The 19068-nt window shown below is 61.3% G+C and carries 20 protein-coding genes; 14 read left to right on the top strand and 6 right to left on the bottom strand.

Going from position 1 to position 19068, the window contains the following annotated elements:
* Positions 1-115: 115 nt before the first annotated feature.
* The 7 genes from ACR0BA_RS00345 to selD are packed head-to-tail and all read left to right on the top strand — an operon-like array spanning position 116 to position 8222.
* Entirely contained in the window at positions 116-2989 is a 2874-nt protein-coding gene (locus tag ACR0BA_RS00345; protein ID WP_480725943.1) for a monovalent cation/H+ antiporter subunit A, read from the top strand.
* The gene (locus ACR0BA_RS00340; RefSeq protein ID WP_170337694.1) at positions 2989-3348 is read left to right on the top strand and encodes a Na+/H+ antiporter subunit C; all 360 of its coding nucleotides are present in this window, start codon (positions 2989-2991) and stop codon (positions 3346-3348) included. The genes ACR0BA_RS00345 and ACR0BA_RS00340 overlap by 1 nt, the downstream gene beginning before the upstream one ends.
* On the top strand, positions 3345-4901 hold the full coding sequence (locus tag ACR0BA_RS00335) for a monovalent cation/H+ antiporter subunit D (protein WP_480725941.1): 1557 nt from the start codon (positions 3345-3347) through the stop codon (positions 4899-4901). Before ACR0BA_RS00340 ends, ACR0BA_RS00335 begins: the two co-directional genes overlap by 4 nt.
* A complete protein-coding gene (locus ACR0BA_RS00330; protein WP_093962616.1) occupies positions 4901-5398 on the top strand; it encodes a Na+/H+ antiporter subunit E in 498 nt (165 codons plus the stop codon). Before ACR0BA_RS00335 ends, ACR0BA_RS00330 begins: the two co-directional genes overlap by 1 nt.
* The gene (locus tag ACR0BA_RS00325) at positions 5395-5664 is read left to right on the top strand and encodes a K+/H+ antiporter subunit F (RefSeq protein ID WP_093962617.1); all 270 of its coding nucleotides are present in this window, start codon (positions 5395-5397) and stop codon (positions 5662-5664) included. The genes ACR0BA_RS00330 and ACR0BA_RS00325 overlap by 4 nt, the downstream gene beginning before the upstream one ends.
* A gap of 7 nt (positions 5665-5671) precedes the next feature.
* Positions 5672-6058, top strand: coding sequence for a Na+/H+ antiporter subunit G (locus tag ACR0BA_RS00320; RefSeq protein ID WP_093962618.1), 387 nt, complete (start codon positions 5672-5674; stop codon positions 6056-6058).
* A gap of 4 nt (positions 6059-6062) precedes the next feature.
* Positions 6063-8222 carry a selenide, water dikinase SelD gene (gene selD / locus ACR0BA_RS00315; RefSeq protein WP_480725940.1) on the top strand — a complete coding sequence of 720 codons (2160 nt, stop codon included), beginning with the start codon at positions 6063-6065 and terminating at the stop codon, positions 8220-8222.
* On the opposite strand, the gene mnmH is transcribed toward selD, so the two are convergent.
* Positions 8213-9265: a tRNA 2-selenouridine(34) synthase MnmH gene (gene mnmH, locus ACR0BA_RS00310; RefSeq protein ID WP_480725938.1), complete on the bottom strand. Its 1053-nt coding sequence runs from the start codon at positions 9263-9265 to the stop codon at positions 8213-8215. The two genes, selD and mnmH, sit on opposite strands and share 10 nt — an antisense overlap.
* 51 nt (positions 9266-9316) lie before the next feature.
* Positions 9317-9985 (bottom strand): SOS response-associated peptidase, encoded by a 669-nt coding sequence (locus ACR0BA_RS00305; RefSeq protein ID WP_480725937.1) that lies wholly within the window; start codon positions 9983-9985, stop codon positions 9317-9319.
* A gap of 55 nt (positions 9986-10040) precedes the next feature.
* On the opposite strand from ACR0BA_RS00305, the gene ACR0BA_RS00300 reads away from it, so the two are divergent.
* Complete coding sequence (locus tag ACR0BA_RS00300) at positions 10041-11693, top strand: tetratricopeptide repeat-containing sulfotransferase family protein (protein ID WP_480725935.1); 1653 nt, start codon at positions 10041-10043, stop codon at positions 11691-11693.
* Between the two features lie 63 nt (positions 11694-11756).
* Here the strand turns inward: ACR0BA_RS00300 and ACR0BA_RS00295 are convergent, their stop codons facing one another.
* The gene (locus ACR0BA_RS00295; protein WP_480725934.1) at positions 11757-13334 is read right to left on the bottom strand and encodes a bifunctional metallophosphatase/5'-nucleotidase; all 1578 of its coding nucleotides are present in this window, start codon (positions 13332-13334) and stop codon (positions 11757-11759) included.
* 107 nt (positions 13335-13441) lie between these two features.
* On the opposite strand from ACR0BA_RS00295, the gene ACR0BA_RS00290 reads away from it, so the two are divergent.
* From ACR0BA_RS00290 to arsC, 4 genes are read left to right on the top strand one after another with little or no spacing between them, the layout of a single operon-like run.
* Positions 13442-13780 (top strand): DUF952 domain-containing protein, encoded by a 339-nt coding sequence (locus tag ACR0BA_RS00290; protein ID WP_170390724.1) that lies wholly within the window; start codon positions 13442-13444, stop codon positions 13778-13780.
* Positions 13777-14208, top strand: a complete 432-nt coding sequence (locus ACR0BA_RS00285; RefSeq protein WP_170390564.1) for a DUF1330 domain-containing protein — start codon at positions 13777-13779, stop codon at positions 14206-14208. The genes ACR0BA_RS00290 and ACR0BA_RS00285 overlap by 4 nt, the downstream gene beginning before the upstream one ends.
* Entirely contained in the window at positions 14205-15263 is a 1059-nt protein-coding gene (locus tag ACR0BA_RS00280; RefSeq protein ID WP_480725932.1) for a quinone-dependent dihydroorotate dehydrogenase, read from the top strand. The genes ACR0BA_RS00285 and ACR0BA_RS00280 overlap by 4 nt, the downstream gene beginning before the upstream one ends.
* Positions 15260-15601, top strand: a complete 342-nt coding sequence (gene arsC, locus ACR0BA_RS00275; protein WP_480725930.1) for an arsenate reductase (glutaredoxin) — start codon at positions 15260-15262, stop codon at positions 15599-15601. The genes ACR0BA_RS00280 and arsC overlap by 4 nt, the downstream gene beginning before the upstream one ends.
* Here the strand turns inward: arsC and ACR0BA_RS00270 are convergent.
* The 3 genes from ACR0BA_RS00270 to ACR0BA_RS00260 are packed head-to-tail and all read right to left on the bottom strand — an operon-like array spanning position 15598 to position 17859.
* Positions 15598-16914, bottom strand: coding sequence for an MATE family efflux transporter (locus ACR0BA_RS00270; protein WP_170337674.1), 1317 nt, complete (start codon positions 16912-16914; stop codon positions 15598-15600). The two genes, arsC and ACR0BA_RS00270, sit on opposite strands and share 4 nt — an antisense overlap.
* A gap of 5 nt (positions 16915-16919) precedes the next feature.
* Positions 16920-17438, bottom strand: a complete 519-nt coding sequence (locus ACR0BA_RS00265; RefSeq protein ID WP_170337672.1) for a PaaI family thioesterase — start codon at positions 17436-17438, stop codon at positions 16920-16922.
* A 1-nt stretch (position 17439) separates the two neighbouring features.
* Positions 17440-17859 carry a PaaI family thioesterase gene (locus ACR0BA_RS00260; protein ID WP_170358398.1) on the bottom strand — a complete coding sequence of 140 codons (420 nt, stop codon included), beginning with the start codon at positions 17857-17859 and terminating at the stop codon, positions 17440-17442.
* A gap of 113 nt (positions 17860-17972) precedes the next feature.
* Here ACR0BA_RS00260 and ACR0BA_RS00255 point away from each other — a divergent pair, with 113 nt between their 5' ends.
* Together ACR0BA_RS00255 and ACR0BA_RS00250 are read left to right on the top strand one after the other, a co-directional pair.
* The gene (locus tag ACR0BA_RS00255) at positions 17973-18341 is read left to right on the top strand and encodes a MerR family transcriptional regulator (protein WP_170337669.1); all 369 of its coding nucleotides are present in this window, start codon (positions 17973-17975) and stop codon (positions 18339-18341) included.
* 282 nt (positions 18342-18623) lie between these two features.
* Complete coding sequence (locus ACR0BA_RS00250) at positions 18624-19025, top strand: MerR family transcriptional regulator (protein ID WP_093962630.1); 402 nt, start codon at positions 18624-18626, stop codon at positions 19023-19025.
* The last annotated feature ends 43 nt before the right edge of the window (positions 19026-19068 follow it).

Raw genomic sequence — 19068 nt, 5'->3', positions numbered from 1 at the left:
GGCCAAAAATTCGCGGGGAGTAGTGCAAGGTGAAAAACTTGCAATAGCTGGACAGTCAATAAATTATCCTTACAAAATCAACAGCACCCTGACCGCTCAGCCCGGAGTATCGCAGTTGTCCCTATTCCTTATCGCGGCCCTTCCCTTCCTCGGAGCTGTCTTTCCCGCCCTGCTGATCCGCGCCGGGCGCAACGCGGCCGCATCGGCAGCGGGATTGACCACGTTTCTGGCCTTGATGGGGCTGCTGATTCATATCCCAGACGTCATGAACGGCACGGTGGTCACCGCGCGGTTCGACTGGATTCCGGGGCTGGGGTTGAACGCCAATTTCATGCTGGACGGGCTGGGATTTCTGTTCGCGCTGCTGATCCTTGGCATTGGTCTGCTGATCATCCTGTACGCGCGGTTTTACCTGTCGCGTGAAGACCCTATGGGTCAATTCTATACCTATCTCCTGCTGTTCCAGGGCGCGATGGTCGGTATCGTTCTGTCCGACAACATACTGCTTTTGCTGGTTTTCTGGGAATTGACCTCGCTCAGTTCGTTCTTGCTCATCGGCTATTGGAAACACCTGCCCGAAGGCCGCCAGGGCGCGCGGATGGCGCTGGCGGTCACCGGGTCCGGCGGGCTGGCGATGATCGCAGGAATGCTGATCCTGGGCAATATCGTGGGGTCCTATGACCTGAGCGTGATCCTCCAGAACCGGGAGCTGATCCAGTCTTCGCCCTACTACCTGCCGGCGTTGATACTGATCCTGCTGGGATGTTTCACCAAGTCGGCCCAGTTCCCGTTCCATTTCTGGCTGCCGCATGCAATGGCCGCTCCAACGCCGGTTTCGGCCTATCTGCACTCGGCCACGATGGTGAAGGCTGGCCTGTTTCTGATGGCGCGCATGTGGCCGGTTCTGGCCGGAACCGAGGCGTGGTTCTATATCGTCGCCACCACCGGCCTGATAACCATGCTGATCGGTGCAGTGATCGCGCTGTTCAAGGATGACCTCAAGGCGCTGCTGGCCTTTTCGACGGTGTCGCATCTGGGGCTGGTCACGATGCTGCTGGGGTTCGGCACCAAGATCGCCGTCGTGGCCGCCATCTTCCACATCATCAACCACGCCACTTTCAAGGCCGCCCTGTTCATGACCGCCGGGATCGTGGACCACGAAACCGGCACCCGGGACATCAAGCGCCTGGGCGGCCTGCGCCATTTGATGCCGATCACCTTTTCGATTGGAACAATCGCCGCATTGTCCATGGCAGGGATTCCACCTTTGAACGGATTCCTGTCGAAGGAAATGATGCTGGAAGAAACCGTGCACACGGTCTGGCGAAACTCGCACTATCTGGTGCCAGCCCTTGCCCTGGTAGCCGCGATCTTCTCTGCCGCATATTCCTTCCGGTTCGTGTCCCACGTCTTCCTGGGCCCTGAACGCGAGGATTACCCTGCGCACCCGCATGACCCGCCGGTGGGGCTGTGGCTGGCTCCGGCATTCCTGGTCGTGCTGGTCGTGCTGATCGGCCTGAACTCGGCCGCCATCGTCGGCCCCTTGGTTGCGGTTGTGTCTTCCGCGGTGATCGGCGGCGAGAAGCTGCCCTATTACTCACTGAAGCTGTGGCACGGGTTCACGCCTGCCTTGTACATGTCGATCGTCGCAACTTTTGGCGGCCTCTTCCTGTTGGCTTTGCACCGCCGCGGCGAGCAGGTCTGGAATATCCTGCCCCGCCCCGAGGCCAAGACCATCTTCGACGCCGTGATCGGCGGATTGACCGCCGCCAGCCGGTGGATCACGGACGAGCTGCACAACGGTGTCATCAGCCGCTATGCGATCATCCTGATCGCCTTTACGGTCGGCCTTGGATACTATGCCTATTCGACCGGCACGATTGGCGTGGAAACGCGGGTTCCGCTGCCGGCTCCAATCATTCCGATCATCGGCTGGCTGTGCCTGATCGTGGCGACGATGGGCATCATGTGGTTCCACCGGAACCGTTTGCTGTCGCTTGTTTTGATCGGTGTCGTCGGCCTGATCGTGTCGATGGCCTTCAACTATCTGTCCGCGCCTGATCTAGCCCTGACGCAGATCTCGGTCGAAGTCGTCACGATGATACTGCTGCTGCTGTCGCTGAATTTCCTGCCGACCGAGACCCCATGGGACAGCAGCGCGGCACGGCGTTGGCGTGATGCCGCCATTTCGGTAGTGGCCGGTATCGGCGCCGGGGGCTTGATCTATGCGCTCATGCTGCGCGATTTCGCCTTCCCGACGATTTCGGAGTTCCACCTGGCCAATTCCTACAAGGGTGGCGGAGGCACCAACGTGGTCAACGTGATCCTGGTGGACTTCCGGGGATTTGATACCTTCGGCGAGATCATCGTGCTGGGGATCGCGGCCTTGATCATCTTTGCCCTGACCGAGGCCGTGCTGGGCACCAGTGTCCGCGCCTACCTGCTGAACCGCAAACCGCACTGGCCCCAGTCAGGTGACTCACACCCGCTGATGATGGTTGTTGCCACACGTGTGATGATGCCGATCGCCCTTATGGTGGGCGCCTACATCTTCTTCCGGGGGCACAACCAGCCCGGAGGCGGGTTCATCGCCGGTCTGGTGGTCGCGATCGCCTTCCTGATGCAGTACATGGCCAGTGGCTATACCTGGGCGATCGAGCGGCAGCGGTTCTACTACCATGGCACCATCGGCTGGGGTGTTCTGATCGCTGCGGCCACGGGTTTGGGCGCCTGGTTCAACGAGCGGCCCTTCCTGACCAGCGATTTCGGCTATCTGCATTGGCCGCCGCTGGAAGAGTTCGAATGGGCCACGGCCATGCTGTTCGACACAGGCGTGTTCCTTGCCGTTCTGGGCGCCGTGATGTTGGCGCTGGACAGCCTGTCGCGCTTTGCGTGGCGGCCGGGCATGGCACAGGAATTCCCGATGGACATCAACCCGTTGCGGGATGATCTGGCCGAAGAGCAAGAAAAAGCGAAGGAGCAGGGCTGATGGAAGCACTCGTCGCATCGGCCGTTGGCGTTCTGACCGCCGCAGGGATCTTTCTGATCCTGCGCCGTCGGACCTTTCCGGTCATCCTGGGCCTGTCTCTGCTGACCTATGCGGTCAACGTGTTCCTGTTCGCCACGGGACGGCTGGCCGTGAACGCGCCTGCAGTTCTGAACAAATACGAAGAGGTTCCCTATACCGATCCATTGCCGCAGGCCCTTGTTCTGACGGCGATTGTGATCTCGTTCGGGATGACAGCTGTGATCGTGATGATCGCTCTGGGCGCCTACCTGTCTTCGAAGGATGACCATATAGACATGGCCGCGCAGGACAGCGTGGATGACGCAGGAGAAGACGCATGAACCACTGGATCGTTGCGCCGATCGTCCTGCCCGCGATCCTGGCCCCCTTCATCATCATGGTTCTGCGGTACCATCTGGACCTGCAGCGTATCTTTTCAGTCGCCGGTGTGGTGGGCTTGCTCGGCATCGCGCTGACCATCACTGCGCAGGCGGCGGGCGGCGAGATTCATGTCTACGAACTGGGCGATTGGCCGGCTCCGTTTGGCATTGTTCTGGTCCTTGACCGGTTGTCCGCGATGATGGTGTTGCTGACGGCGTTGCTGGCCTTGCCTGTCGTGCTGTACGCCATCGCGTCCGGGTGGGACGAACGCGGCAACCACTTTCACCCGTTGTTCCAATTCCAGCTGATGGGTGTCTGCGGCGCCTTCCTGACCGGGGACGCTTTCAACCTGTTCGTATTTTTTGAGGTGTTGTTGATCGCCTCCTACGGCCTGATGACCCATGGCGGCGGCGCGGTACGCCTGAGGGCCGGGGTGCAATACGTCACCTACAACCTCTTGGGGTCAACTCTGTTCCTGTTTGCATTGGGCACGATCTATTCGGTTACCGGTACCCTGAACATGGCCGACCTCGCCGTGCGCGTCGCGGAAATTCCGGCCGAAGACACCGCCCTGTTGCGCGTGGGTGCGGTTCTTCTGCTGCTGGTCTTCTGCATCAAGGCCGCTGTCCTGCCGCTGCATTTCTGGCTGCCGGCCAGCTATGCCAACGCGCCGCTGCCAGTTGCCGCGCTGTTTGCGATCATGACCAAGGTGGGGGCCTATTCGATCCTGCGGGTCTATACTTTGGCATTCGGCCCGGATGTTGCCGTCACCGAAGGACTGGTTGGTGACTGGCTACAACCTGCCGCGCTGGTGACCCTTGCCATCGGCTCGATCGGTATTCTGGGCACGCGGCACATCGCGCGCATGGTTGCGTTTTGCGCCATCGCCTCGATGGGAACGCTGCTGGTGGCTATTTCCTTGTTCACCGAGACGGCCACAGCCGCCGCTCTGTACTACGTCTACCATTCAACCCTTGCGACCGCACTGCTGTTCCTGGTGGCCGATCTGGTGATGGAACGTCGAGGAGGGGCCATTGCGCCCCGCCCGCCGATGCCGCAAAGCGGGCTGATCTCGGCGCTGTTCTTCGTAGGAGCCATAGCGATGGCGGGCATGCCGCCGTTGTCGGGGTTCATCGGCAAGCTTCTGGTGCTGGATGCGTCTTGGTATGCGCCGGATGCCACCGCAGTCTGGGCGGTCGTTCTGATCGGGTCCTTCGTCACCATCGTGGGACTGGCTCGCGCCGGGTCCCTGATCTTCTGGAAAAGCTATGACGCCAGCACCCAGATCGAACCGGAACCCGAAACCGAGGCCACCAACGATGATGAACCCCCGCACCGGCCCGCGCCTGAACCGCAGCCGGGGCTGGCGTTCACCTCGGTGTTCGGAGTGGTTCTGGGCCTCGTCCTGCTGACCCTGTTCGCCGGACCCTCGCTGGACTACACTCGCAAGACCGCCGCGCAACTGTTCGCGCCGGAACAGTACATCTCGGCCGTATTGGGAAGGGAAGACTGATGAAACTGCTGCGCCGGATATTTCCCCACCCTCATCTGAGCTTCCTGCTGACTCTGGTCTGGGTGTTGTTGGCCAACGCGCCCTCGCTGAACTCGTTGGTGTTTGGGTTGCTTCTGGGGATCATCATTCCCTTCATCACACAACCCTACTGGCCCGACCGGCCCGTCCTGCGGAACTGGCCCATGGTCGTTGAGTACATGATCGTGGTTCTGTGGGACATCGTGGTGGCCAACGTGACCGTGGCCCGCATCATCCTGTTCAAACGCGACGCGGACAGACAACCGAACTGGATCTCGATCCCGCTGGAACTGCGCACACCCGAAGCGATCACGGTACTGGCTGGAACCATCACCATGACTCCGGGCACCGTCAGTTGCGACCTCTCGGCCCAAGGGCATTGTCTGCTGGTCCATTGCCTGGACGCTCCGGATCCGGGCGCGGTACGAGACCAGATCAAGCAGCGTTACGAGCGCCGCCTGAAGGAGATTTTCGAATGATCGAATATGCAATCTATTTTGCCTTTGCCTGCTTTGGGGCCGCGATCATGATGTGCCTGTGGCGGATCATCACCGCCGACGGTGTGGGAACGCGAGTGCTCGCCCTTGATACGATGGTGATCAACACCATCGCCCTGATGATCCTGTACGGCCTGCATCTGGGCACCGAGATCTTTTTCGAAGCCGCAATGATCATTGCCATGCTCGGCTTTGTTTCGACCGTGGCATATGCGCGCTTTATGCTGCGCGGCAACATTATCGAGTGAGGCCGCCATGGAATTCATCTTCGAGCTTCTGATTGCATTTTTCCTGATCGTTTCAGGGATTTTCGGCTTTGTCGGGTCTTTTGGCATGATCAAGCTGAAGGATCCGATGTCGCGGCTGCACGCCCCGACCAAAGCCACCACGCTGGGCGTGGGCGGTGTGTTGCTGGCCTCGATCTTTCATTCGATCCTGATCGAACAGCGCCTTTCCATGCATGAACTGCTGATCACGCTGTTCCTGTTTCTGACGGCTCCGATCACAGCTCTGTTCATTGCCAAGTGGCACATTCACCGCCATGAAGCCCCTGAGGATCTGCCGGACGCGGGCGAAGACAAGCTCTGGGCCACCCACGCGGTCGAGCAGGTCGAAGACGTCCCGGACCACAGCGCGAACTGACTTCATGAAGACATCTTCGTTGCCACTTACCCGCGATCTGGTTCTGGTGGGCGGAGGGCATACGCATGCGCTGTTCCTTCGGAAATGGGGGATGAACCCCCTACCCGGCGCGCGGTTGACCGTGATCAATCCTGGCCCGACCGCACCCTATTCCGGGATGTTGCCCGGATATGTCGCGGGGCACTACGCCCGCCGCGACCTGGACATCGATCTGATCCGGCTGGCACGGTTTGCGGGGGCCCGGATCATTCTGGGTGCCGCGATCGGCCTGGACCCGAACCGGCGGCTGGTGAATGTGGCCGATCATCCTGATGTCGCTTTCGATGTTGCCTCGATCAATGTCGGAATAACATCGGACATGCCGTCTTTGCCCGGGTTCACGGAACATGCCATCCCGGCAAAACCTCTTGGTCCCTTTGCCGCAAAATGGGCCCAGTACCTGGAGACAACCGACCCTGCTTCGGTGGCGGTCATCGGCGGCGGTGTCGCGGGCGTCGAACTGGCGATGGCCATGGCTCATGCCCTGCGCGCCAAGGGTCGGCAAGCAACGGTCGCTCTGATCGACAAGGCGCAAATCCTGACCGCGATAAACCCCAAAGCCGCCCAGACCATTCGGCGGGCGATGGAAAAGCTTGGCATCGACTGCATCGAACAGGCCGAAATTGCGCAGATCACACCCGAAGGCGTGCAACTGACCGATGGGTGTCAGATCACGGCCGATTTCACAACCGGCGCGGCGGGCGCCCGTCCCTATGACTGGATCGGCCAGACCGGACTGGACCTGCACGACGGCTTTATCCGAGTGAACGGGTATTTGCAGTCCAGCGATCCATCGGTCTTCGCAGTCGGCGACTGCGCTCATCTGGATGACACGCCGCGCCCCAAGGCCGGTGTCTTTGCCGTGCGAGAGGCTCCTGTTCTCTTCAACAACCTGCGCGCAGCTCTCGGCGCTGGAACCATGCGCCGGTACAAGCCGCAGAAGGATTACCTGAAGCTGATCTCGCTGGGGGAACGCTCGGCACTGGCCGAGCGCTTTGGGACGTCATTCAGCGGACCTGTGATGTGGCGGTGGAAAAACCATATCGACCAGAAGTTCATGCGTCGCTTTCGTGAGCTGCCCCAGATGCCAGGCCCCGCGCTTCCCCGTCATCATGCGGATGGCCTGCGCGATGCTCTGGGCGACAAGCCCATGTGCGGCGGTTGCGGCGCCAAGGTAGGTCGCGGCGCCTTGCAGGCCGCGCTATCCGCGGTACAGAGATCCGATCGTCCGGATATCACGCCCCTGTCCGGGGATGATGCCGCAATGCTGACCTTTGAAGGCGTCCGGCAGGTGCTGACGTCAGATCATTTGCGCAGCTTCGTTCCGGACCCTGTTCTGATGACCCGCATCGCGGCCATTCACGCACTGGGGGACATCTGGGCGATGGGTGCGACCCCACAGGCCGCGACGGCCACTCTGATCCTGCCGCGCATGTCCTCCCAGCTGCAACACCGCACCATGGCTGAAATCATGGCAACCGCGACCGAAGTCATGCGCAGCGCCGGCGCTGAGATCGTCGGCGGCCATAGCTCGATGGGCGATGAGCTTACCATCGGTTTCACCATCACGGGTTTGTGCCAGTCTGATCCGATCACCCTTTCGGGTGGGCGGCCCGGTGATGTGTTGATCCTGACCAAACCTATTGGCAGCGGAGTCCTGATGGCCGCAGAAATGGCAGGGCAAGCCAACGGCGAGTGGGTAGTGTCCGCCTATGACCACATGACGCGGCCGCAGGGTGACGCCGCACGCATTCTGACCCAAGCCCATGCGATGACCGATGTCACCGGATTCGGACTGGCCGGGCATCTCGTTGGACTGTGCGAGGCATCTAACTGCGGCGCAGTCCTGAATCTCGACGCAGTCCCGGTCATGGAGGGGGCGCTGGAGCTTAGCCAGCAAGGGGTCCGGTCCAGCTTGTTCAACGACAATCATTCCATCGCGCCCGAAGTTCCAATTGACGGCAAAGCCGATCTGCTGTTCGATCCTCAGACCGCAGGTGGGTTGCTGGCTGCCGTTTCGGCCGACCACGCTCTAAATATCTGCGATCATTTGCGTGCCGCTGGTTACCCGGCTGCAGTCATCGGTGTATTGAGCGACACACCCGGCCTGCGCCTTCAGAGCTGAGCCACAATCCCTTCAATTTCCGACGCGACCTGATCCAGCCCGTCTGTAGTCAAGGACGTGGCATGCACGCGCGCAATCACATCAAACTGGTGGTTTTTCCGCGACTTTTCGTAAGCCGGGTCATAGTGCTGCTCCATCAAGGCGCGCGTCAGAGCTTTCTTGTTGCCCTCGGCAATCTGAGCCATCCACGCATCCACGACATCATGCCCCCGGTGAAACCGCAGCGGCGACAGGCGGTCCTGCAAACGCTCGGCATCGGACAGAATGTCGTCATAGGCAGCGACCAGATAGTCCGTTCGCGCCTCGATATCTGCCGTGACAAGGATTCGCGGCGCTTGGCACAGGCTCTGCCAGACCGCTGGGGGCAGGATCAACGAACCGATTTTTGACGACTCGGCCTCGACCAACACGGGCCGTGCCGGATCAAGGGCGCACATGGCCGAGGCCAAGGCAGATTCGAACGCTTTCTGGCTGGGTTGTCCGCCGGGTTGTTCGCCCAGCAGCGAACCGCGGTGATTGGCCAACGCTTCGAGATCCAGAACCTGCACCCCGCGCGTTTGCAACTGGGCCAGAAGTTCCGTTTTTGCAGTGCCGGTGTAGCCATCCAACGCCACCAGCTTGAACGGCAGCGGATCATCGTAGAGGTACTGCTTCACCAGACGCCGATAGCTGCGGTATCCGCCCTCGATCACCTCGGCTCGCCAGCCGATCTGCTGCAGCATCCAGGTGAAGGATCCTGACCGCTGACCGCCACGCCAGCAATAGACCAAAGGGCGCCAACCGCCCTCGTGGTGGCTGAGTTGCGTCTCGATATGGATGGCGGCGTTGCGAAACACCAACGCGGCCCCCAGCTTGCGCGCCAGAAACGGGCTCTGCTGAACGTAGATCGTGCCGACACGTGCGCGTTCCTCATTGTCCAGAACCGGGAGGTTGATGGCGCCGGGCAGATGGTCTTCGGCAAACTCTGCCGGGCTGCGCACATCGATGATCGTATCGAACGGATGCGCGTACAGCTGCGACAGGTTTGAGAATTTCAGGGCCATGACAGGGGTTTAGCGCGCAGGATGGCAAAAGAAAAGAAGGCCCCGCTGATGTCATTCATCGGCTTCGGGCGCGATAAGGTCCGGCCCACTGGCCCGGTTGGAGTTTACGGCCGTGCCGACCCTGTGAAACTGCAACACATCCTCGGCGCCGGGTTTCATCAGGCGGGCTGCCCCCTTGCCGACCTCGCCCAGCCACAAGGCCCAATCCGCCGGCTCGATGATCAACGGCATTCGGTGATGAACCGCACGCACATTGTTGTTGGCTGCGGTCGTGACGATCGCGCAGGTCCCCTGCCGCGCCTCACCCTCGCCCCAGTTCTGCCAGATGCCGGCAAAGGCGATGGGCGCACCATCGCTGCGGTGGAAGTACCAAGGCAGCCGCGCACCGTCTTGGGTCTTGGTCCATTCGTAGAAACCCGTGGCCACGATCAGACAGCGCCGATCGCGGCAAGCTGCGCGAAAGGCCGGTTTCTGGGCCAGGGTTTCGGCGCGGGCGTTGATCAGCAGCGGACCGTCGTTTTGGGTTTTATACCAATGTGGCAAGAAACCCCATCGCAGCGGGTCCAACTGCCGCCCTCCCTCTCTGGCGCGCACGACATGCACCTGATTTGTCGGGCAGATGTTATAGTTGGGCACCGCCGGCAATGCGTTTGAAGGCCGCGCAGCAAACAGCTGCGCCATGGCATCGTTGGGAAGAGTTATTGCAAACCGTCCGCACATGGGTAATGAACCAACAACAAAAGTTTTAATCAGGCATAGGGTCTCGCGCAGTCAGATGACAAATCAAGCACCAAATTCCCTCAAGGCCAAGGCGGTGGCGGATCTGGACTCCGGCAAGCTTCCTCAGGCTCTGAAGAAAGCTATCCTCGGCATCAAGAAATTCCCGAAAGACGCGGACTACCACGCGATTGCCGGGTTCGTTCTGACCGAGATGAAGCAGTACAAGAAATCGCTGCCGCATTTCCAGGAAGCCGCCCGTTTGAAACCGGACGACCCGCAATTCGTCGAAAACATCGCGAATGGCCTGATGCAGACCGGCCAGATCGCACGCGCCTTGGCCTATGCCGAAAAGATGGCCGAAAAGATGCCCGGCAACCGCGAGATCGTCCGGGTGATCGATGAAATCACGCTCAAGGGCAAGAACTGGCGCAGCATTATCGAGAACGCCACCAAGCGCCTGATGACCGATCCAGACAACCCCAAGCTGCTGTCCACCCGCAGCAGAGCCTATGGGCGCGTCGGCTTCGTGGATGCGGCCTCGGCCGATATTGCGCGTGCATACGAGCTGGATCCAGATGACGTGGGTATTGCTTTCCGAAAAGCGATTGACCTGCATCAAAGCGGAAAGAAAAAGGACAGCGAAAGGATTTTGTGGAATATCCTCGACAAAGACCCCAATCATGCATCAGTTCTGTTCCAGCTGTCGACGATGGTTGCCAAGGACAAGGCCGAAGAATTGTTGCCCCGGGTTGAGGCCGCAATCGCAAAACTGGAACACCCGAATTCCACACTAGAATTCGCCTTGGCGCAGCTTCAGTCGAAGATCGGTGGGTTGGAGGCCGCCCTTGCGCAGTTTGCAGTCGCAAACAGGGTGCAACACGACGAAAACCCGTACGATTATGAAGAAGAAGAACACAGACTTCACCGTATCCTCGGCCTATTCCCCGACAGCTCGTCCGTCCCAAGTTCCGGGTTGGCGGAAATACCCCTGCCGATTTTCGTGATCGGACAGCCTCGCTCAGGCACCACCTTGATGGAAATGATGCTGAGTTCCGTCCCCGACATCGCGGGATGTGGCGAGCTGACCCTCGCATCCGACCTGTCGGCGCCATACTTGAACGAAAAGAAGGCTTTCTCGGACGCAGAAGCTGCGGAATTCGCCAAGCATTTCCGCGAGTTGATGCCTCCGATCCCCGAGGGCTCGATCGCTTTCGTCGACAAGATGCCGCACAACTACCAGCGGGTTGGTTTTCTTTTGGCAGCCTTCCCCAACGCCAAGATCATCAACATGCTGCGCGACCCGCGCGACGTGGGTCTGTCAAAATGGATCCGGCGTTTTCCCGCGGGCGGAATGCGATACGCATCGAACCTGAACTCAATCGCGCACTCGGCCAACATGTATCGCCGCTACATGCAACATTGGGATGCCATCTTCGGGGATCGCATCCTTACGGTGCCCTACGAAAAACTGGTGGCCGATCCCGAAACCTACAGCAAGCAGGTTGCAGAATTCTGCGGGATCGAATGGCGCGAAAGCATGATGCACCCGGAAGAAAACAAGAAACAGGTGCGTACGGCCAGTATCGACCAGGTGCGCAACAAAATCTCGACCAAATCGGTTGGCGGCTGGCGTCAGGTTGCGGATTATATCCGGCCCATGTTGGACGGTTTCGACCCCGAGTTGTGGCCCGAATACGAATTCGATTAAGCCGAAACCCAACAAAAAAGGCCGCATCCTTGGATGCGGCCTTTTCTTTCTTTGTGTCAGCAATCACTTCTGCTGAATACGTCCGTCCAGATAGGGCGTGTAAGGTGCATTGGCCGCAAGGTATTCCGCGGTCACATCCGCAAGATCGGGACCGAAGTCATAGGCATTCTTGTCCTCGCCAGAGAACATCTTGTACCCGTCGCCACCGTTGCGGACATAGTTGTTGGTCACCACCAGATAGGTCTTGGCCGGATCGATTGGCACATAGCCATCTCCCTCGGCCACCATGACCTCGGTCACGCGGCCTTCGTTGGGGGCAACCGACGGATCCCAGGTGAATTTCAACCCTGCCACCTGCGGGAAGCGACCCTTGACCTCTTCCACTTGGCTTACGCCGTTTTCCAGCGCATCGATGATGCCCTGCCCGCTGATCTCGAAGGTCGAAAGCGTGTTCTGGAAGGGCAGAACAGTCAGCACCTCGCCCATGGTCACGTCGCCCGCGTCGATCGAGGCACGCAGGCCACCCGAGTTGGCGATGGCTATCTGAACGCCCTGATCGGCGACCCGCGCCAGCATGGCATCGGCCACCAGGTTACCCATCTCGCATTCCTGCACGCGGCAGATCGACCGGTCACCTTCGATCGGAGCCGCGGCGTTGGCCACGACCTTGTTGCGGATCTCGTCCAGCGGCTTGGCCAGTTCTGCGATGCGATCCAGGGCAGCCTGATCCTCGGTCACGGTGTTGTCCATGATCAGCGGCTCACCGACCGCCTCGACCACGTTGCCGTCGTCATCAAAGGTCACGCTCAGCTCGCCCAGGAATTTGCCATAGGCATAGGCCTGAACGATCTGCACCCCGTTCACCACGGTCGGATATGGCCCGGCGGCCTTGTCCGAAGTGTTCGACAGGTAGGTGTTCGAGTGTCCGCCCACGATCACGTCAACACCCGTGGTTTCCTGCGCGACCCGCTGGTCGACGCCATAGCCCGAATGGCTGAGCACGATGATCTTGTTGATGCCTTCCCCCGTCAGCTTGTCCACCTCGGCCTGAACCGCCGGAACAGGATCAGAGAACACGACATTCGGCCCGGGTGAAGCCAACTCGTCGGTGTCTTCGGGGGTCAGGCCGATCAGGCCAATCTTCTCTCCACCCACTTCGATCACGGTCGATTTCTTGATCCGGTCAGTCAGAAGTTCTTCGTTCTCGATGTTCGCATTCGACATCAGAATCGGAAATTCGACCGCATCGACGAAACCGGCCAAAACCTCGGGGCCGTCGTCGAATTCGTGGTTGCCCACGGTCATCGCGTCATAGCCCAGCTTGTTCATGAACTCGGCCGCGACCTTGCCCTTGTAGTAGGTATAGAACAACGACCCCTGGAACTGGTCGCCGCCGTCCACGAGGATCGAGTTCTCGGCCCGCGCACGCGCATCGTTGACCGCGGTCACCAGACGCGCCGAACCGCCGAAGCATTTGCCCTCGGCATTGTCCTCGGCGCCACAGCCGCTGTCATATTTGTTGATCGGCTCGAACCGGGAATGGAAGTCGTTGGTGTGCAGAATGGTCAGCTTGTAGTCGGCCGCCGCCATGCCTGCAGTCAGGCCAAGGGCCGCCACGGATGTCAGGAAACGGGTAATCATTTGAAACTCCCTGTTATTGATTGTCAGGATCGTGCGCCGAGGGCGGCAAAGAGTCAAAGGGGGAAATGCGGCTTGATTCTACCCCGCGCGCGGGGCATCACGGCGCCATGCTGATCTACAAGATATTCCGGGCCGAGGAATGGGCGGCCCTGCAGGCACAGGGCGAAACCCGGGGCGCGCCCATCGATGTGGCGGATGGGTTTGTGCATTTCTCCACCGCAGAACAGGCGGCCGAGACCGCGGCTAAACACTTTGCCGGGGTCGAAAACCTGACCCTCGTGGCCTGCGATGCCCAGAAAATGGGCGATGATTTGAAATGGGAGGTCTCGCGCGGCGGGGCCTTGTTCCCGCATCTCTATCGCAACATGCGCATGACGGATGTGGTCTGGGCCAAACCGCTGCCGCTGGTAAACGGCGCACACCGCTTCCCCGAGGAGATGCAATGACCGGCCATATCGACCCCGACCGCGCCCAGTTCGAGGCGTTCAAAGCGCTGGACCGCGATCACCCGATCGAGATGCTGAACCTTGTGCGGTTCCGCGCCAAGGCCGTCTATCCCGCAGGCCACGACCTGGCCGGCGCGGGGCTGAGCGGCGCAGAAGCCTATCGCCGGTATGGTGCCGAAACCGCCCCGATCATCGCGCGGCTGGGGGCCTCGATCATCTGGCGCGGCACGTTCCAGACAACGCTGATCGGCCCGAAGGGCGAAGCGTGGGACGAGATGTTCATCGCCCGTTACCCCTCGGCCCATGCGTTTCTGGAGATGGTGACCGACCCGGCCTATCGCGCGGCGGTCATTCACCGGCAGGCGGCGGTGGCCGACTCGCGCCTGATCCGCACCGCCCCTACCCCAACCGGAGCGTCCTTCGGATGAAACTGACCGAGAAACTGGCCCTGGCCGCGCTACATCGCCTGGACCCAGAAACCGCGCACGGCCTGTCGATCAAGGCGCTGAAAACGGGTTTGACCCCGGCGCCCGGTCCCGTCACCTCGACGCGCTTGCGCACGCAACTTGCCGGGCTGGACCTGCCCAACCCGGTGGGGCTGGCCGCCGGGTTCGACAAGAATGGCGAGGTTCTGGGCCCGCTGTCGCGCGCGGGCTTCGGATTCATTGAGGTGGGCGCCGTGACCCCGCGCCCGCAGCCGGGCAACCCCAAGCCGCGACTGTTCCGCCTGACCGAGGACCGCGCCGCCATCAACCGGTTCGGCTTCAACAACGAAGGGATGGAGGCGATGGCCCGGCGTCTGGCGCACCGCCCCAAGGACGCGGTGATCGGCCTGAACCTGGGCGCCAACAAAGACAGCACCGACCGGGCGCGGGATTTTGCGCATGTGCTGGCCCATTGCGGGCAATGGCTGGATTTCGCCACGGTGAATGTCTCGTCACCCAACACCGAAAAGCTGCGCGACCTGCAGGGAAAAGACGCGCTGAGCGCCCTGCTGGCAGGTGTGCTGGACACCCGCGATGCCTTGGCGCGGCGGGTCCCGGTGTTTCTGAAGATCGCACCCGACCTGACGGATGACGAATTGCGGGACATCGCCGATGTCGCCCGTGACACGGGCATCGACGGTGTGATCGCCACCAACACGACCTTGTCCCGCGAAGGGCTGCGCAGCCCGCACAAGGATCAGGCCGGCGGATTGTCGGGCGCGCCCCTGTTCAAGAAATCGACCCGCGTTCTGGCTCGGCTGAGCCAGATGACCGGCCGGCAGATTCCGTTGATCGGCGTGGGCGGCATCAGCACCGCCGAACAGGCCTATGCCAAGATCTGCGCCGGGGCCTCGGCCGTGCAGTTCTATACCGCGATGGTCTATGGCGGCCTGTCGCTGGCGGCCGAGATCGCGCGGGGGCTGGATGCCCTGCTGGCGCGGGATGGGTTCAAATCGGTGGCCGACGCCGTCGGCAGCAAACGAGAGGATTGGCTGTGATCGAATACTGGCACAACCCACGCTGTTCAAAATCGCGCGCCGGGCTGGCCCTGCTGCAGGACCGCGGCGCCGAAGTCACCGTTCGCAGATACCTCGAGGACGCGCCCAGCGCGGATGAGCTGCGCGCGGTTCTGTCCCGGTTGGGCATCCCGGCGATCGAGATGATGCGCAGGGGCGAGGCGCGGTTCAAGGAACTGGGACTGAGCAAGGAAACACCCGAAGAGGCCTTGGTTCAGGCCATGGCCGAAAACCCGATCCTCATCGAACGCCCCATCGGGATCACCTCCGAAAAGGCCGCCATCGGCCGCCCGCCCGAGAACCTGCTGACCCTGCTCTAGGCGACCTGCGCCTCGAGCCGGGGATAGCGCAGTCCCAGCGTCACCGCGCGGGCGGTGTTCAGCACCATCAGCGCGGCCCACAGCCCGTGATTGCCCATGGTCGGCACCAGCAGGAACAGCGCCACCACATAGATTGCCACCGACTGGATCATGGCGATGCGCATGGCGCGGGTCCAGGTGGCGCCGATGTAGATGCCGTCGAACATCCAGCTGGCAACGCCGACCACCGGGGCCAGCGCCGCCCAGATCAGGTATTCGCGCGCCGTGATCCGCACCTCGGGCGCGGTGGCCATCAGGTCGATCAATGCGGGCCCTGCCACAAAAAACGTGGCCCCCAGCACCAGAGCCCCACCGACGCCCCATTGCGACGCCATGACCGAGGCGCGCCGGACCTGGTATCGGTCCTTGGCTCCGACGGCGCTGCCTACCAATGCCTCGGCAGAAAAGGCGAACCCGTCCAGTGCAAAGGCGGTGATTTCCAGGAACTGCAGCAGCACCTGGTTGGCGGCCAGCGTCACGTCGCCCAGATCGGCGCCCACGAACAGAAAGGTGGTGAAGGACCCGGTCAGCAGGACCGACCGGATCATGATGTCGCCATTGACCTGCATCATCCGGCGCAGGCGGGCGGGGTCGAAGATCCGCGCCCAATCGCGCCATTGATTACCCCCGAACGCATCGCGGCACAGCCACAGACCCAACGCCAGACCCGTCCATTCGGCAATCAGCGTGGCCACCGCCACCCCTTCGACGCCCCAGCCCAGCCCCAGCACGAACCACAGATCCAGCAGGATGTTCAGCCCGTTCATCCAAACCTGCAGGACGAACACGCCGCGCGTGCGCTCGACCGCGATCAGCCAGCCGGTCACGGCATAAAGCGCAATGGTCGCGGGCGCGCCCCAGATGCGAATCTCGAGGTATTTGCGCGTCAACGCCTCGACCTCGGGGCTGGCGGGCGACAGCGCGAAGGCCCCTGCGAACACCGCCACCTGCGCCACGATAAAGAACAGCCCCGCCGCGCCGCCCAAGAGCAGGCCGCGCATGAGCAGCGCACCGGTTTCGGCCGTGTCTCCCGCGCCTCGGGCCTGCGCCGCCAATCCGGTCGTGCCCATGCGCAGAAAGCCGAACACCCAGTAGATCGTGGCCAGAATGACCGCGCCAATGCCAACCGCGCCGATCGGGGCGGCCTGCCCCATCTGGCCGACCACGCCGGTATCTACCGCGCCCAGAATCGGCACCGTCGCGTTGGACAGCACGATCGGCACCGCGATCTTCAGCACCCGTCTGTGCGTGATGGGTGCCGAGGCGTCCCGCATTTTGCTCAGCCCTTGGCCGAAGGCTCTTGCGGCATCAGGAAATGCCCTGTGGCCTGTGCGAACAGCTTGGCGTGGTTGTCCTGCCAAGCCTCGACGCGCACCGAGGCATACCGCCGCCCTGCCCGGCTGATGAAGGCGCGTGCATAGGCATCGCGCGGCAGGCCCGAGCGCAGGTAATCCACCGTGAAATCGATGGTCTTGGGAAAGCGGATACTGTGATCGGAGATGATGTCCTCGGCATCGATCTCACCGCTTTCGATGCGCGGGAACAGGTGCTCCCAGCTGAGCGTGATCACCGCCGTCACCTCGAGAAAGGCCGCCGTGACGCCCCCATGAATCGCCGGCAGGAACGGGTTGCCGATCAGCTTTTCGTCGAAATTCAGAACTCCGGTCAGTTCGTCTCCGCGCCGGTCGAAGCTGATATTGAGGAACCGGATATACGGAACCCCCTCGACCAGCGCCTTGAGGGCCGCGTCGCGGCGCTGTTTCACCACCTGCATCGGTTCGGGACGGGGTCTTGCCATCTCACTTCCCCTCGACTGTGAAGGCGCCCGAGGCGGTGGCCACCGGGCGATCCTGATCGTCGTCCATGGCAGTTGCGCGCACGAAGGCCACATTGCGCGTGATGTGATAGCAGGTCGCGCGGGTGGTGATCGTCTGGCCGGGCGTTGCGGCGCGCATGTAGTCGATGCGCAGATCGATGGTTGCTGTGCCGCCCGGCGCCGCCGGGTGGCTCATGACCGCAGCCCCGCAGCAAGTATCCAGGCTGGCCGACACAGCCCCGCCGTGAATCACGCCAGTGCGGGGATCGCCGATCAGATCCTCGTTGTAAGGCATGGTGATCTCGGCCTCACCCTCGCCGATATGGGTCAGCGTCAGGCCCAGGGCCCGCGCATGGGGGATCGCCTCGATGAACTGGCGGGCGAGTACTGTCTTGTCGACCATGAGGTTCAGTCCTGTTGTCCTGCCCCTTTATGATCTGCTCTGCGCGCAAAGGGCAAGCCCGCCTGTTGCGCTTGTCCGCACAACGCCCTAGGTTGCAACCGAGGAGAACAGGAATGTCCGACAAGCGTTTGTCATTCAAAGAGATGTGCGCCGAGTTCGACGTGACTCCGCGCACCCTGCGCTACTACGAGTATATCGAGCTGCTGCAGCCAGACCGGGAAGGACGGTCCCGGTTTTACGGTCCGCGCGAGCGTGCGCGGATGAAGCTGATCATGCGTGGCCGAAAGTTCGGGTTTCCACTTGAGGAAATCCGGCAGTGGTTGTTGATCTACGAAGATCAAGGCAACAAGGCCCAGATGGCTACCTTTATAGAAATGGCCGACCGCCAGATGGAAGAGCTGCGTCAGCAGCGTCAGCAACTGGACGAAGCTATGGACGAGTTGCAGCGCCTTCGCGATCAAACGGCCAACTCCCTGACCTAAATCGGCCAGTTCGAGCCCCCAAATCCATCCTTCATTACACCGGAAATCTGCATTTTTCGGCTGGCGCCCTGCCGCCTGCCCGTCGGCTTCGAACCGCGCCGGTACAGTGGATTTGGCTGACCCAACGGAAAGAAAATTGCCAACCCGCCGCTTTACGCGACCGGAAGTTACGTCAATTTCTTTGTGACGCAGCGTCTGGATTACGTAAACGTCAATCTCATGTTGTAAAGCGGCCATCGACTGCGCAACTTTCTCATGACGCCAGCGACGAGAGGGTGACCAATGACCGAAGATCTTATGACCATCCGCGAGATGTGCGAGACCTATGACGTCACGCCGCGGACCTTGCGGTTCTACGAAGCCAAAGAGCTTCTGTTTCCGATCCGTGAGGGCCAGAAACGGCTGTTCACCAAACGTGACAGGGCGCGGCTCAAGCTGATCCTGCGCGGCAAACGCTTTGGTTTCAGCCTGGAAGAGATTCGACAGCTTCTGGATCTGTACCATGTCGGCGACCAGCAACTGACCCAGATGACCCGCACCTATGAAATCGCGTGCGAGCGTCTGGCGGACATGGAAGCCCGCCGCGAGGAACTGACTCAGGCCATTGACGATCTGAAGGAGCAGTTGCGCTGGGGCGAGAAGGTCATCGCCTCGATGAAACAGGAAAAGAAGGCGGCCGAGTAACTCCGCGCCGCCTGCCACCCGGACATCTGAATTAAGGGAGCTT

This window comes from Ruegeria sp. CI5, assembly GCF_056536885.1.
The sequence above is the reverse complement of the archived record's forward strand: the minus strand, read 5'-3'. Positions and strand labels throughout refer to the sequence as shown.

Coding starts and splice junctions, on each gene's coding strand:
- ACR0BA_RS00340 (WP_170337694.1), top strand. CDS start 2,989: ATGGAAGCACTCGTCGCATCGGCCGTTGGCGTTCTGACCGCCGCAGGG.
- ACR0BA_RS00335 (WP_480725941.1), top strand. CDS start 3,345: ATGAACCACTGGATCGTTGCGCCGATCGTCCTGCCCGCGATCCTGGCC.
- ACR0BA_RS00330 (WP_093962616.1), top strand. CDS start 4,901: ATGAAACTGCTGCGCCGGATATTTCCCCACCCTCATCTGAGCTTCCTG.
- ACR0BA_RS00325 (WP_093962617.1), top strand. CDS start 5,395: ATGATCGAATATGCAATCTATTTTGCCTTTGCCTGCTTTGGGGCCGCG.
- ACR0BA_RS00320 (WP_093962618.1), top strand. CDS start 5,672: ATGGAATTCATCTTCGAGCTTCTGATTGCATTTTTCCTGATCGTTTCA.
- selD (WP_480725940.1), top strand. CDS start 6,063: ATGAAGACATCTTCGTTGCCACTTACCCGCGATCTGGTTCTGGTGGGC.
- mnmH (WP_480725938.1), bottom strand. CDS start 9,265: ATGGCCCTGAAATTCTCAAACCTGTCGCAGCTGTACGCGCATCCGTTC.
- ACR0BA_RS00305 (WP_480725937.1), bottom strand. CDS start 9,985: ATGTGCGGACGGTTTGCAATAACTCTTCCCAACGATGCCATGGCGCAG.
- ACR0BA_RS00300 (WP_480725935.1), top strand. CDS start 10,041: ATGACAAATCAAGCACCAAATTCCCTCAAGGCCAAGGCGGTGGCGGAT.
- ACR0BA_RS00295 (WP_480725934.1), bottom strand. CDS start 13,334: ATGATTACCCGTTTCCTGACATCCGTGGCGGCCCTTGGCCTGACTGCA.
- ACR0BA_RS00290 (WP_170390724.1), top strand. CDS start 13,442: ATGCTGATCTACAAGATATTCCGGGCCGAGGAATGGGCGGCCCTGCAG.
- ACR0BA_RS00285 (WP_170390564.1), top strand. CDS start 13,777: ATGACCGGCCATATCGACCCCGACCGCGCCCAGTTCGAGGCGTTCAAA.
- ACR0BA_RS00280 (WP_480725932.1), top strand. CDS start 14,205: ATGAAACTGACCGAGAAACTGGCCCTGGCCGCGCTACATCGCCTGGAC.
- ACR0BA_RS00270 (WP_170337674.1), bottom strand. CDS start 16,914: ATGCGGGACGCCTCGGCACCCATCACGCACAGACGGGTGCTGAAGATC.
- ACR0BA_RS00265 (WP_170337672.1), bottom strand. CDS start 17,438: ATGGCAAGACCCCGTCCCGAACCGATGCAGGTGGTGAAACAGCGCCGC.
- ACR0BA_RS00260 (WP_170358398.1), bottom strand. CDS start 17,859: ATGGTCGACAAGACAGTACTCGCCCGCCAGTTCATCGAGGCGATCCCC.
- ACR0BA_RS00255 (WP_170337669.1), top strand. CDS start 17,973: ATGTCCGACAAGCGTTTGTCATTCAAAGAGATGTGCGCCGAGTTCGAC.
- ACR0BA_RS00250 (WP_093962630.1), top strand. CDS start 18,624: ATGACCGAAGATCTTATGACCATCCGCGAGATGTGCGAGACCTATGAC.